The organism is Actinoplanes sp. OR16 (assembly GCF_004001265.1).
Taxonomy (GTDB): Bacteria; Actinomycetota; Actinomycetes; order Mycobacteriales; family Micromonosporaceae; genus Actinoplanes.
The window spans coordinates 1,214,982-1,228,145 of record NZ_AP019371.1; the positions used below are offsets into that span (position 1 = coordinate 1,214,982).

The following is a 13,164-nucleotide window of genomic DNA, read 5'->3' on the forward strand; positions in this document are numbered from 1 at the left end:
GATCATCCACTAGTTCGTTTCACGTTTCGCCGGAAGCGGCAAGAATAGTCTCCATGCAGACCCCGCCCCGGACCCCCGAGCCCCGCAGGCGTGGCCCGAACGGCCGCTTTCTCCGCACGCCGGAGATCGTTGAGACAGAATCGGCCGAGACCGTCGAGCCCGTCGCCGCACCCGTTCCCGACGCGGAGGCCAAGGTGAAACCCGAGGTGGAGACCGTGGAGATCGAAGAGATCGCGGACAAGCCCGCGGAAGAGCCGCCGTACCTCGGGATCGACCGCCTCGAGACGCTCGCGACCGACGAGGCAGCCGAGGCGTTCGAAGAGGACGTCGACGACGACGATGACGACGAGTCGGCCGAGTCCGTCGACGGCGACCGCTACTACCTGCCGTCCGACCGCTTCCTGAACCGGGAGCTGTCCTGGCTCGACTTCAACGCCCGTGTGCTGGCCCTCGCCGAGGATCCGGCGACGCCGCTGCTGGAGCGGGCGAAGTTCCTCGCCATCTTCGCCAGCAACCTGGACGAGTTCTACATGGTCCGGGTCGCCGGTCTGAAGCGGCGGCTCAGCGCCGGCCTGCCGGTCCGCGGCGGTGACCGTTCCCCGCTGCGCCAGCAGATCGAGATGATCACCGAGCGGGCCGCCGACCTGGTGACCCGGCACGCCGCCTGCTTCGCCGACGAGGTCCGGCCGAAGCTGGCCGCGGAGAGCATCGAGGTGGTCAGCTGGAAGGAGCTGGACGCCCCGGAGCAGGGCCGGCTGCGAACGTTCTTCCGCGAGCAGGTCTTCCCGGTGCTGACGCCGCTCGCCGTCGACCCGGCGCACCCCTTCCCGTACATCTCGAGTCGCTCGCTGAACCTCGCGGTGGCCCTGCGCTACCCGGACGGCGACAACCCCGAGCTGTTCGCCCGGATCAAGGTGCCGAACAACGTCTCCCGCTTCGTGACGGTGCAGAACGACAGCCGCGGCGTGCGGTTCCTGCCGATCGAGGAGCTCATCGCCAACCACCTGGACCAGCTCTTCCCGGGGATGCAGATCCTCGAGGTGCACGCGTTCCGGGTCACCCGCAACGCCGAGCTGGAGGTCGACGAGGACCGCGACGAGGACCTGCTGCAGGCCCTGGAGCGGGAGATCGCGCAGCGCCGGTTCGGGCCGCCGGTCCGGCTCGAGGTGGCCGCCTCGATCAGCGACCACGTCCTCGACCTGCTGGTCCGCGAGCTCGACATGGACAGTCACGACGTGCTGCGGGTGCCCGGTCTGCTCGACCTGTCGGCGCTCTGGCAGGTGTTCGGCGAGGTCGACCGGGACGATCTGAAGGACCGCCCGTTCGTGCCGGCGACGCATCCGCAGCTGGCCGACGGCGAGGTGCCGCGCAGCGTCTTCAACCGGCTGCGCGAGTCGGACATCCTGGTCCACCACCCGTACCACTCGTTCTCGACGAGCGTGCAGCGCTTCATCGAGCAGGCCGCTGCCGACCCCAACGTGCTGGCCATCAAGCAGACGCTCTACCGCACCTCCGGCGACTCCCCGATCGTGGACGCCCTGGTCGACGCGGCGGCGGCCGGCAAGCAGGTGGTGGTCCTGGTCGAGGTGAAGGCCCGCTTCGACGAGGTGGCGAACATCGCCTGGGCGCGCAAGCTGGAGCGCGCCGGCTGCCACGTGGTCTACGGCCTGGTCGGCCTCAAGACGCACTGCAAGACCGCGCTGGTGGTCCGCCAGGAGGGCAACCAGATCCGCCGCTACTGCCACATCGGCACCGGCAACTACCACCCGAAGACCGCCCGGCTCTACGAGGACTTCGGCATGCTGACCGCCGACCCCGAGGTGGGCGCGGACGTCACCGACCTGTTCAACGTGCTCACCGGATACAGCCGGCAGACCACCTACCGCCGTCTGCTGGTCGCCCCGCACGGTGTCCGCAAGGGCCTGGTCGAGCGGATCGAGGAGCAGGCCAAGATCGCCCGGGACGGTGGCGAGGCGCTGGTCCAGTTCAAGGTGAACTCGCTCGTCGACGAGCAGACCATCGACGCGCTCTACAAGGCCTCCCAGGACGGCGTGAAGATCGACCTGATCATCCGGGGCATGTGCTCGCTGCGCCCGGGTGTGCCGGGCCTGTCGGAGAACATCCGGGTCCGCTCGATCGTCGGCCGGTTCCTGGAGCACTCGCGGGTGTTCCGGTTCGGACCGGGGCCCGAGGCGGAGTACTGGATGGGCTCGGCCGACCTGATGCACCGCAACCTGGACCGCCGGGTCGAGGCGCTGGTGCGGATCAACCTCAGGTCGGCGCGCGAGGAGCTGCGCAACGTCCTCGAGCTGTCGATGCGGGACCAGACCGAGGGCTGGGACCTGGACGGCGAGGGTGTGTGGAACCGCAACCTCGGCACGCCCGGCCGGCCGCAGAACCACCTGCAGGCCGCCCTGCTGCGCCGCGTCATCGGCAAGAAGAGCTGATGCCGGAGACGGAACGCGCTGCGGGCGGTGTGCTCTACCGGGCCGGCACCGCAGAGGTGTGCCTCGTCCACCGGCCGCGCTACGACGACTGGAGCCTGCCGAAGGGCAAGCTCACGTCCGGCGAATCGCCTCTGCTCGGCGCGCTGCGCGAGGTCGAGGAGGAGACCGGTACGCCGGGAGTCCCGCAGTTGCGGCTGCCCGACGTGGACTACGTGCTGCCCGGCGGCCGGCCGAAGAACGTGGCGTACTGGCTGATGCTGGCCGGCGAGGGCGGCCCGGTGCAGGACGCCGACGAGGTGGACGAGCTGGTCTGGCTGCCGCTCGCCGAGGCCCGGGAGCGACTCACCTACGCCGGTGAGCGGGACGTGCTCGACCACGTGGCCGGGCTGCCGCCGGTGACCTCGGTGATCGCGATGGTCCGGCACGCGCACGCCGGCGAGCGGAAGAAGTGGAACGGCCGGGACGCGCTGCGCCCGATCGACCCGGAGGGCGCGAAGCAGGCCGAGCGGATCGCGGCGACGCTGACCTTCTTCCGGCCCCGCCGGCTCGTGTCGGCGCCGCCGCTGCGCTGCACGCAGACGCTGGAGCCGCTCGCCGCCGCGCTCGGCAATCAGCCGGTCATCCTGGACGGCGCGTTCGCCGAGCCGGCCGACCCGGCGGGCCTTCCGGCGAAGCTCTCCGCGGCCCGGTCCCGGATCGCCCAGCTGCGCCCGGACGGCCGGGTGGTGATCTGCAGCCAGGGCAAGGTCATGCCGTCGCTGCTCGCCTCGCTGGCCGGTCGGGACGACCCGGAGCCGTTCAAGACCCGCAAGGGCGACGGCTGGCTGCTCACCTGGTCCGGCGAGCGGCTGCTGGGCGCCTCGCGGCTGTGATCGCCCGGGACGCCGGCGGGTCTGCCCGCCAGTAACCGACGAGGTCGCCGGTGAGCCAGCGGGCCTTCCACAGCTCGTCGCGCCGCGGTTCCCAGTCCCGGTACGGCAACATCGCGAGCCGCCAGCTCAGCACACCGAGCAGGTACCAGCCGTAGAGCGGGACGGCGCCCATCCAGCCGTCCCGCCGCCGGTACGAGCCCCACGGCGCGCCGGCGGTGACCGCGAGACCGGACCAGCCGCAGGTGATCAGCCAGTCCAGTTCCGGCCGGCCGGTCTGCTGCTCGACCAGGTCACCGAGTGTCCATCCGGGCAGGACGGCCACCGCGAACAGCGCCGCGGCCAGGGACGAGCGCGCGATCAGGCCGCGCGGCGTCGATCGTGGTTCCATGCCCGGACGGTAGGACGGCCCGGTCCACCGCAGGCGGGAACGAGAAAGGCGTCCACCCAGGGGTGGACGCCTTCCGCCGGAATCTGAAGGGTCAGCGGGCCTTCCGCGACGACGCGCTGCGCGCCGTGGCGGTGGTACGGGCCCGGGCCGGCGCCGCCGCCGGGGTGGCCGACTTGCGCGCGGTCTTCTTGGCCGGCGCCGCCTTGGAGGCGGTGCTCTTGGTGGCCGTGTTCTTGGTGCCGGTGCTCTTCGTCGCAGTGCTCTTGGCGGCAGTGCTCTTGGTGGCGGTGCTCTTGGTGGCCGCGCCCTTGGCCGTCGCCGTCTTCTTCGCGGCGGTGGCCGTGGACTTCTTGGCGGTCGACGCCGCCGTCGTGGACTTGGCGGCCGCCGACTTCGTCGCCGTGGTCTTCGCGGGCGCGGCCTTGGTCGCGGCCGTCTTCTTGGCGGCGCCCGTGCTCTTGGTCGCCGCGCTCTGGGCGGGCGCGGCCTTCGTAGCGGTGGTCTTCTTCGCGGCCGTGGCCGTCTTGCTCGCGGCCGCCGCCCGCGCCGGTGCGGACTTGGTGGCGGTCGCCGTCTTCTTGGCAGCGCCGGCCTTGGCAGTGGTGGACTTGGTGGCGGTCGCCGCCTTCGCCGGCTTGCCGCTCGCCACCAGGTCACGGAAAGTGCTACCCGGCTTGAACGCTGCGACCGACGTCTTCTTGACCTTCACCGGTTCACCGGTTCGGGGATTCCGTGCGGTACGCGCATTGCGCACTCGCTTCTCGAAAGAGCCGAAGCCGGTGAGGGCCACCTTGTCACCCTTGGCGACGGCGTTCTGCACCTCGCTGATGAACGCGTCCAGAGCCTGGGTCGCGATCTTTTTGTCACCCAGTCGGACAGCGAGCGCCTCGATGAGCTCGGCCTTGTTCACGGTTTTCCTCCCGGACGTGAGAACTGGCCCGTCACGGGCCATTCTGCGCGCACGGTATGCCCTGTGACCTGGAGACACAAACATTCGGTGCAAAAAAACCGTTGTGTCCCAACGAATTCGCCCCTGCCGGGTTAACCCGGCAGGGGCGAATTCGAAGCTCGACTACTCCGTACGACTAAAGGACGACGACCGGCTTGAAAGCGGGACGGGTCTTCTCGTACGCGGTAATCGCCTCTTCGTGGCGCAGCGTCAGTCCGATGTCGTCGAGGCCCTCCATGAGGCGCCAGCGACTGAAATCGTCGATCGGGAAGCCATAGGCGGCGTCGTCGACGCGAACCACACGGCCTTCCAGGTCGACGGTGATCTCCTTCTCCGGCTCACTCTCCGCAAGGTCCCAGAGGCTTTCGACGATCTTCTGGTCGAGCTGGATCGGGAGCAGGCCCTCCTTGAGGGAGTTGCCCCGGAAGATGTCGCCGAACCGGGAGGCGATGACGGCCTTGAAACCCCAGTCGCGCAGCGCCCAGACGGCGTGCTGCCGGGACGAGCCGGTACCGAAGTTCGGGCCGGCCACCAGGATGCTCGCGCCGGCGTGGGCCGGGCGGTTCAGCACGAAGTCCGGGTCCTCACGCCAGGCGTTGAAGAGGCCGTCCTCGAAGCCGGTGCGGGTGACCCGCTTCAGGTAGACCGCCGGGATGATCTGGTCGGTGTCCACATCGGAGCGGCGCAGCGGCATGACCTTGCCGCTGTGGCTGACGAACTTGTCCATGGCTGATGTCTCCCGAGCTCAGAGGTCCGCGGGGGCGGCCAGCTTGCCGACCACGGCGGTGGCGGCGGCGACCTGCGGCGAGACCAGGTGGGTACGCCCGCCCTTGCCCTGCCGGCCCTCGAAGTTGCGGTTGGAGGTGGAGGCGGCACGCTGGCCGGGGCTGAGCGTGTCCGGGTTCATGCCGAGACACATCGAGCAGCCGGCGAACCGCCACTCCGCGCCGGCGTCGATGAAGACCTTGTCCAGGCCCTCGGCCTGCGCCTGCTCGCGCACCTGGTACGACCCCGGCACGATCATCATCCGGACGCCCTCGTGCACCTTGTGGCCGCGCAGCACGTCGGCGGCGGCACGCAGGTCCTCGATCCGGCCGTTGGTGCAGGAGCCGACGAAGACGACGTCCACCGGCACCTCGCGGAACGGGGTGCCCGGGGTGAGGTCCATGTATTCCAGGGCGCGCTCGGCGGCGCCGCGCTCGACCTCGTCCAGGAAGTCCTCCGGGGCCGGCACGACGCTGTTGAGCGCGGCGCCCTGACCCGGGTTGGTGCCCCAGGTGATGAACGGGCTGATCTGCGAGGCGTCCAGGATGATCTCGGTGTCGTACTCGGCGCCCTCATCGGTGGCGAGGGTCTTCCAGTATTCGACGGCGGCGTCCCAGTCCTCGCCCCGTGGCGCGTGCTCGCGGCCCTTCAGGTACGCGAACGTGGTCTCGTCCGGCGCGATCATGCCGGCCTTGGCGCCCCACTCGATCGACATGTTGCAGATGGTCATCCGGCCCTCCATGGAGAGGTTGCGGATGGCCTCACCGCGGTACTCCACGATGTGGCCGTTGCCGCCGCCGGTGCCGGTCTGCGTGATCAGGGCGAGGATCAGGTCCTTCGCACTCGTGCCCGGGGCCAGGTCGCCGACCACCGTCACGGCCATCGTCTTCGGCTTGGCCTGCGGCAGCGTCTGGGTGGCGAGCACGTGCTCGACCTCACTGGTGCCGATGCCGAAGGCGAGCGCGCCGAACGCGCCGTGGGTCGCGGTGTGCGAGTCGCCGCAGACGATCGTCATGCCGGGCTGGGTGAGACCGAGCTGCGGGCCGATCACGTGCACGATGCCCTGGTTCACGTCGCCGAGCGGGCGGATCTGCACGCCGAACTCGGCACAGTTCTTCCGGAGCGTCTCGATCTGCGTCCGCGAGACGGTGTCGGTGATCGTCAGAAGATCGCCGCGACGGGTGTTGAACGACGGATCCGCGTACCCGGTCGGGGTGTTGTGGTCCTCCGTCGCGAGCGTGAGGTCGGTCCGGCGGACCGGGCGACCGGCCATCCGGAGACCGTCGAACGCCTGCGGGCTGGTGACCTCGTGCAGCAGGTGCAGGTCGATGAAGAGCAGGTCCGGCTCGCCCTCGGCCGTGCGCACCACGTGGTCATCCCAGACCTTCTCGGCCAGGGTCCTGGGTTTCCCGCTCTGGGGAGTGACTCCCACCATCTGGACATCCTAAATTCTGGAATGTATGTTTCGGCTTGTGGGACACAGTATGAGCGGTGTCGGCGTTCTCGACAAGGCGGTGGTCATTCTTGCCGCCTGTGTCGACGGCGCCAGCCTGGCCGAACTCGTCGAGCGCACGAAGCTGCCTCGCGCGACAGCACATCGCCTGGCACAGGCGTTGGAGATCCACCGGATGCTGGTCCGTGACACCCAGGGACGGTGGCGCCCAGGACCCCGTCTGGGCGAGCTGGCGAACGCCGCGCCCGACGTGTTGCTGACCGCCGCGGAGCCTCTGCTGTCCGCATTGCGGGACGCGACAGGAGAGAGCGCACAGCTCTACTTGCGCCGCGCCGACGAACGCATCTGCGTGGCGGCGGCCGAGCGCGCGAGTGGTCTCCGCGACACCGTTCCGGTCGGATCGGTGCTGCCGATGGTGGCCGGTTCCGCGGCGCAGATCCTGCTCGCCTGGGAGCCGCCCGAGGCCGTCATGCCACTGCTGCCCCGCTGCAAGTTCACCGGCCGCACCCTGGCCGAGGTCCGGCGCCGCGGCTGGGCGCAGAGCGTCGCCGAGCGCGAGCCCGGTGTGGCGAGCGTCTCCGCACCGATCCGCGACCGGACCGGGCGGGTCATCGCGTCCATCTCGATAAGCGGTCCGATCGAACGCCTCGGCCGCCGTCCCGGCGAACGGCACGCCATGGCCGTCGTCCGCGCGGGCCAGCGCCTGTCCGGCCTCTGAGAGGTTCACCGATACATCGATCCCGCCCGTTAGGCTGCCGCCGTGCGGCTCTTCGGGCGGGATGATCGGCTTTTCGGGCGCGAATCGGAGTGCTCCACGCTCGACGCGCTCCTCACTGAGGCGCGATCCGGGCGGAGCGCGGCCTTGGTGCTGCGCGGCGAGGCGGGCGTCGGCAAGACCGCACTTCTCCGGTACGCGGTGAGCAGGTCCCCGGATGCCCTGCTGGTCAGCGGCGTCGAGGCGGAGGCCGATTTCCCGTACGCCGGACTCCACCGGCTTCTCCTCCCCCTGCTTGCGCACCGCCGGCGGCTCCCGGCCGGCCAGCGCGCCGCCCTCGAAGTCGCCTGCGGCCTCGCCGAGGGACCGCCCGCCGACCTCTACCTGGTCAGCCTCGCCGCGCTGACCCTGCTCGCCTCGTCGGAGATCTCCACGGTCACGGACGCGGGCCATCGGCGACCGCGGCTCTGCGTCGCCGACGACGTGCAGTGGCTCGACCGGGAGTCGGCCCGGGCCCTCGCCTTCGTGGCCCGCCGCCTGCACGCCGAGGGGGTGGTCATGCTCTTCGGCATGCGCACCACCGAGGACGACCCGGGACTGTTCGCCGGGGTGCCGGTGCTGGAGGTGGGCGGACTCCCCCGGGATGCCGCGCTGGCGCTGCTCTCCGACGTGGTCAGCACCGACCTCGACCTCGGCCTGGCCGAGCACATCGCGGAGACCACCGGCGGCAACCCGCTCGCCCTCACCGACCTGGGCCGGGAACTCACCGCCGACCAGTGGCGCGGCGCGGCCCCACTGCCCGAGCCGGCGCCGATCGGCAGCCGGCTGGAGAGCCACTACTCGGCACGGGTCCGCGGATATCCCCCGGTCACCCGGCTCTGGCTGCTGCTCGCGGCGGCCGGCGCGGGCGGCCGTGCCGAACATCTGCTGGCCGCGGCCCGGCTGCTCGCCACCCGGCCGGAGGACGCCGGGCCGGCCGAGACCGACCGGCTCGTGGACGGTTCACCGCCGATCACCTTCCGGCACCCGCTCGTCCGATCCGCGATCTACGGCGACGCCCCGCCGGCCCAGCGCCGGGCCGTGCACGCCGCGCTGGCCGCCGCGACCACCGACCCGGCCGAGGCCGACCGCCGCGCGTGGCACCTCGCGTCGGCGACCGCGGCGCCGGACGAGGACGTCGCCGCCGAACTGGAACGCCGAGCCGGCCGTGCGGGCGCCCGCGGCGGATACACCGCCCGGGTCACCTTCCTGAACCGGGCCGCCGAACTCACCCCCGATCCGGCCGTCCGCGCCGGACGCCAGGTCGAGGCCGCTGCCGCCGCCATGGCCGCGGGCGCGCCGGCCCGCGCGCTCTCCCTGCTCGACGTCGTCGAAGGGGAGCAGCTGGCCGGCCCGGTCCTCGGCTCGGCGCTGCTCACCCGGGCACTCGCGACGGTGAACACCGGGGCGCCGACCGGGCTGCGGGACGCCCCCGGCCTCTGCCTCGAAGCCGCCGCCGCGTTCGGTGACGACCACGCGCGGGCGCGGCGGGCCGCCGTCCAGGCCGTCGACCACGCGATCGGGGCGGAACACCTGGGCGGGGTCGCGGAAACGGTGGTGGCGGCCGAGGCGGCGCGACTGGCCGGCACCGACCCGGACGGGCTGGACGGGCTGCTCCTCGCCGGGTACGCGGCGTTCATCCTGGACGGCTACGAGACCGGTGCTCCCCTGCTGCGGCGGGCGGTCGCCGCGATCGCCGACCCGGCGGTGCCCGACGAGGTCCTGCTGCGGCGATTCGTGGTCGGCATCAACTACAGCAACCTGCTCTGGGACGAGGCGGCCAAACTGGTCCTGCTCGACCGGGCGGAGGCTGCGGCCCGGCGCACCGGGGCGCTGCACGCGCTGGACCTGGTGCACTTCGTCGGCGCGATGACCGAGGCCACCCTGGGCCGGCTCGACCGCGCCGACCGGCACGACGCCAGTGGCCAGCGGATCCGCCGGTCCATCGGGCAGACCGCCGACCAGGAACAGGTGTGGCGGCACCCCGAACTGGTCGCCTGGCGGGCGCCGGACGGATTCCGGGAGACCGTCCCGCACGCGCTGGGCGTCTTCGAGATGCTGAACCTCGGCGGCATGCACTCGGTCACCGTGCAGGCCATGGCCATCCTGGAACTGGCGAGCGGCGACTACCCGGCCGCCCGCGAGCTGGTTCTGCGGATCGTGGAGCTGGGACGGCCGCGCCGGTACGCGTACGCCCTCCCGGATCTCGTCGAAGCCGCGCTGCGCTCCGGAGAACGACCGGTCGCCGAGCTGGCACACGCCGATCTCACGCTCGCGGCCCGCAGCAGCGGCACTCCCCTGGCCCTCGGCGTCCTGGAACGCTCCACGGCTCTGCTGGCCGGGCCGGACCAGGCCGAGCAGCACTACCGGGATGCGATCACGCTGCTCGGCGCCACCGCGTCGCACGGCGACCTGGCCCGGGCCCGGCTGCTCTACGGGGAATGGCTGCGCCGCCGTCGCCGCCGGCGGGACGCGCGGGACCAGCTCACCGGCGCGCTGGCGATGTTCGAAGAAGTGCGGGCCGGCGCGTTCGTCGAACGGACGCGCCGTGAATTGGCGGCACTCGGTGAGAGCGTGACGGCCGTCGTACCGATGAATGACGAAACGGCCTTGACCCCGCAGGAGGCCGCCGTGGCCCACCTGGCCCGCGCCGGGGCCACCAACGGTGAGATCGCCGCGCATCTCTTCCTGAGCGCCAGCACCGTCGACTACCACCTGCGGAAGGTCTTCCGGAAACTCGGCGTCTCGTCCCGGCGGCAGCTGCGTGCCGTGTTGAAGGACTGAGCTTCGCAACCGTGACTACGCATCGCACGTGATTCGCGCCGGGATCGCTCCCATGAGGATCGGAAGAGGTTCTATCAGGGGGTAACAGTGAAACCGATCGTTCTTGTCCACGGCTTCTGGGTGACACCGCGCAGCTGGGAGAACTGGATCGCGCACTACGAGGCAAAGGGACACCAGGTGATCGCGCCGGGCTACCCGGGCTTCGAGGTCGAGGTGGAGGCGCTCAACGCCGACCCGACACCGATCGTCGAGGTGACCGTGCCGCAGATCATCGCCCGGTACGAGCAGGCGATCAAGGAGCTGCCCGAGGCGCCGATCATCATCGGGCACTCGGCGGGCGGCGCATTCACCCAGGTCCTGCTCGACCACGGCTTCGGCGCGGCCGGTGTGGCCATGAACTCGGCGCCGACCGAAGGCGTCCGGGTCGTGCCGCTGTCCCAGGTGAAGTCCACGTTCCCGGTGCTGAAGAGCCCGGCGAACCGGCACAAGGCGGTGCCGCTGACCTTCGAGCAGTGGACGTACGCCTTCACCAACACGTTCACCGAGGAGGAGTCCCGCTACCTGTACGAGCGGTACGCCATCCCGGCCAACGGCGGCATCCTCTGGGGCAGCGTGCTCGCCAACTTCCAGCCCGGCCACCAGGACACCTGGGTCGACTACCACAACGATCAGCGGGCGCCGCTGCTCTTCGTCTCCGGGTCCGAGGACCACATCATGCCGCCCGAGGTCCAGCGCTCCAACCACAAGCACTACAAGTCGAACACCGTCACCGAGATCCGCGAGTACGAGGGCTACGCCCATCTCCTGCCCGCACAGAAGGGCTGGGAGCGGATCGCCGACGAGGTGCTCGACTGGGCACTGCGGCACGCGTCGTGAACCCCCGGATCACTCACATCGGCGGCCCGACCACGCTGATCGAACTCGGCGGGATGCGGCTGCTCACCGACCCGACGTTCGACGAGCCCGGCCGGCGGTACGCGTTCGGCCTCGGCACGTCGTCGGTGAAAGTCGCCGGGCCGGCGCTGCGACCGGACGAACTCGGCCGGATCGACGCGGTGCTGCTCACCCACGACCACCACGCCGACAACCTGGACGACGCCGGGCGGGCACTGCTGCCGTCGGCGCCGGTCGTCGTCACCACGGCCAGCGGGGCGGGGCGTCTCGGCGGCAACGCGGTGGGACTCGTCCCCTGGGGCAGCACCACCGTCGGCGACCTCGAGATCATCGCCACACCGGCACGGCACGGCCCACCGCTGAGCCGGGCGCTCGTCGGCGACGCGATCGGGTTCGCGCTGCGCCCCGCCGGCGCCTCCTCGGTGCTGTGGATCACCGGGGACACCGTCTTCTTCGGCGGCGTACGCGAGGTCGCCTCCCGGCTGACCGTCGACACGGCGATCATCCACCTCGGCAAGGTGCAGTTCGGCCTGACCGGCCCGATCAAGTACACGATGAACGGCCGCGACGCCGCCCGCCTGATCTCCCTGGTCCGCCCGCGACGGGTGGTGCCGGTGCACTACGAGGGGTGGTCGCACTTCCAGGAGGGCCGGGCGGAAGCGGAGGCGGCCTTCCCGCCGTCGACGTTGACGTGGTTGACGCCGGGAGTCCCGCAGACCGTTTAGGCGGCCGTTCTCCAGCAGCTCCGGCGACGTGTGAGCCGTGGCCGACACGGTTCGCTGCGTGGACACCGGCCTCCCGGTCGGCTCGGGACTCGCGAAACAGTGAGGTGGCAGTTCACGACGTATGCCCTGGGCCTTGAGCGCCGCCTCCAGGGTGGTTCGGTGGGGCCGGTGGTGGGCGTCGAGATCGGGATGGCCGCCGATGCCGGTGTGCACGAGGAGCCGGCACGCCGGATGGTCGATCAGAAAGCCGCGCCGGGTCCGTTGGCTTGGGGCTGACCGGCACGGGCTCGGTACGCGGGGTGCCGGTGCCGGTCTCACTCGCCGGCCGGACTGACCAGCCGTAGTCGATCCGCCGCACGGTGACGTCACTCATAGCCCCGTCGTCACCGGCCCGGGCCGCCCGGCCACGCTCGTCTCCGGCAAGCAGAACGGCCCGCATCAGCTGCGATGCGGGCCGTTCACTTGCTGTAGTCCCGAAGGGATTCGAACCCTCGCTACCGCCTTGAGAGGGCGGCGTCCTAGGCCGCTAGACGACGGGACCCTTGCCGCTCGGTGACTTCCCCTTGCGGCGGGCTGAACTCTATCAGCATCCCTGCTCCCATTAGAAATCGGCCGCCGCCTGCCCGATCTCGTATGGCGGGGTGTGCGGGAACGCCCACGATCTGGGGGTGGGGCAGTGGCGGGGTCGTTCGAGAGCGGTGAGTGGAGAGCGGCTCGCGGCGAGCGCTGTGACATGACTGGCGGCGGCCACCCCCGGATCTTGAGCGACTTCACACCATCCGATGTGCAGAATCGTCCAAGATCGGCGAGTGGAGGACGGCGCGCGGATCGCCCGTGCGCGGGGTGGCGCAGGATCGCCCGTGCGCGGGGTGGCGCAGGATCGCCCGTGCGCGGGGTGGCGCAGTATCGACTGAGCCTGGGACGACGCAGCATCACCCGACGCGATGAGCCAACGGCGGCACCGCGACGATGACACCCCAGATCTTGAGCGAACCTGCACCACCCGACGTGCAACATCACCCAAGATCGGCCAACAGAGGACAGCGCACCGAATCGCCCACACTCGAGACGGCACAGGACCGACCGAGCCCGGCGACGACACAGCATCACCCGACACGATGCGCCAACGACGG

The 13,164-nt window shown here is 71.0% G+C and carries 10 protein-coding genes and 1 tRNA gene; 6 read left to right on the forward strand and 5 right to left on the reverse strand.

Going from position 1 to position 13,164, the window contains the following annotated elements:
• The first annotated feature begins 53 nt into the window (after nucleotides 1–53).
• Both EP757_RS05545 and EP757_RS05550 read left to right on the forward strand, forming a co-directional pair.
• Nucleotides 54–2,447 carry an RNA degradosome polyphosphate kinase gene (locus EP757_RS05545; protein WP_127543124.1) on the forward strand — a complete coding sequence of 798 codons (2,394 nt, stop codon included), beginning with the start codon at nucleotides 54–56 and terminating at the stop codon, nucleotides 2,445–2,447.
• Nucleotides 2,447–3,319 (forward strand): NUDIX hydrolase, encoded by an 873-nt coding sequence (locus EP757_RS05550; protein ID WP_127543125.1) that lies wholly within the window; start codon nucleotides 2,447–2,449, stop codon nucleotides 3,317–3,319. The genes EP757_RS05545 and EP757_RS05550 overlap by 1 nt, the downstream gene beginning before the upstream one ends.
• On the opposite strand, the gene EP757_RS05555 is transcribed toward EP757_RS05550, so the two are convergent.
• The 4 genes from EP757_RS05555 to leuC form a co-directional block, all read right to left on the reverse strand.
• A complete protein-coding gene (locus tag EP757_RS05555) occupies nucleotides 3,276–3,707 on the reverse strand; it encodes a hypothetical protein (protein WP_127543126.1) in 432 nt (143 codons plus the stop codon). The genes EP757_RS05550 and EP757_RS05555 overlap by 44 nt on opposite strands.
• Nucleotides 3,708–3,798: 91 nt before the next feature.
• Entirely contained in the window at nucleotides 3,799–4,617 is an 819-nt protein-coding gene (locus EP757_RS05560; RefSeq protein WP_197725504.1) for an HU family DNA-binding protein, read from the reverse strand.
• Nucleotides 4,618–4,792: 175 nt separating this feature from the next.
• A complete protein-coding gene (leuD, locus tag EP757_RS05565) occupies nucleotides 4,793–5,383 on the reverse strand; it encodes a 3-isopropylmalate dehydratase small subunit (protein ID WP_127543128.1) in 591 nt (196 codons plus the stop codon).
• An 18-nt stretch (nucleotides 5,384–5,401) separates the two neighbouring features.
• Nucleotides 5,402–6,856, reverse strand: coding sequence for a 3-isopropylmalate dehydratase large subunit (leuC, locus tag EP757_RS05570; protein WP_127543129.1), 1,455 nt, complete (start codon nucleotides 6,854–6,856; stop codon nucleotides 5,402–5,404).
• A gap of 49 nt (nucleotides 6,857–6,905) precedes the next feature.
• Here leuC and EP757_RS05575 point away from each other — a divergent pair, with 49 nt between their 5' ends.
• The 4 genes from EP757_RS05575 to EP757_RS05590 all read left to right on the forward strand — a co-directional run bounded on the left by EP757_RS05575 (nucleotide 6,906) and on the right by EP757_RS05590 (nucleotide 12,031).
• Nucleotides 6,906–7,592: an IclR family transcriptional regulator gene (locus tag EP757_RS05575; protein WP_014447202.1), complete on the forward strand. Its 687-nt coding sequence runs from the start codon at nucleotides 6,906–6,908 to the stop codon at nucleotides 7,590–7,592.
• A gap of 42 nt (nucleotides 7,593–7,634) precedes the next feature.
• On the forward strand, nucleotides 7,635–10,412 hold the full coding sequence (locus EP757_RS05580) for an AAA family ATPase (protein ID WP_127543130.1): 2,778 nt from the start codon (nucleotides 7,635–7,637) through the stop codon (nucleotides 10,410–10,412).
• An 87-nt stretch (nucleotides 10,413–10,499) separates the two neighbouring features.
• On the forward strand, nucleotides 10,500–11,288 hold the full coding sequence (locus EP757_RS05585; RefSeq protein WP_127543131.1) for an alpha/beta hydrolase: 789 nt from the start codon (nucleotides 10,500–10,502) through the stop codon (nucleotides 11,286–11,288).
• Nucleotides 11,285–12,031 carry an MBL fold metallo-hydrolase gene (locus EP757_RS05590; protein WP_127543132.1) on the forward strand — a complete coding sequence of 249 codons (747 nt, stop codon included), beginning with the start codon at nucleotides 11,285–11,287 and terminating at the stop codon, nucleotides 12,029–12,031. The genes EP757_RS05585 and EP757_RS05590 overlap by 4 nt, the downstream gene beginning before the upstream one ends.
• 468 nt (nucleotides 12,032–12,499) lie before the next feature.
• Here the strand turns inward: EP757_RS05590 and EP757_RS05595 are convergent.
• A tRNA-Glu gene (locus EP757_RS05595) sits at nucleotides 12,500–12,572 on the reverse strand.
• Between the last annotated feature and the right edge of the window lie 592 nt (nucleotides 12,573–13,164).

Excerpts from the sequence above, each read along its gene's own strand:
- EP757_RS05545 (WP_127543124.1), top strand. The coding sequence starts at position 54 with ATGCAGACCCCGCCCCGGACCCCCGAGCCCCGCAGGCGTGGCCCGAAC.
- EP757_RS05550 (WP_127543125.1), top strand. The coding sequence starts at position 2,447 with ATGCCGGAGACGGAACGCGCTGCGGGCGGTGTGCTCTACCGGGCCGGC.
- EP757_RS05555 (WP_127543126.1), bottom strand. The coding sequence starts at position 3,707 with ATGGAACCACGATCGACGCCGCGCGGCCTGATCGCGCGCTCGTCCCTG.
- leuD (WP_127543128.1), bottom strand. The coding sequence starts at position 5,383 with ATGGACAAGTTCGTCAGCCACAGCGGCAAGGTCATGCCGCTGCGCCGC.
- leuC (WP_127543129.1), bottom strand. The coding sequence starts at position 6,856 with ATGGTGGGAGTCACTCCCCAGAGCGGGAAACCCAGGACCCTGGCCGAG.
- EP757_RS05575 (WP_014447202.1), top strand. The coding sequence starts at position 6,906 with ATGAGCGGTGTCGGCGTTCTCGACAAGGCGGTGGTCATTCTTGCCGCC.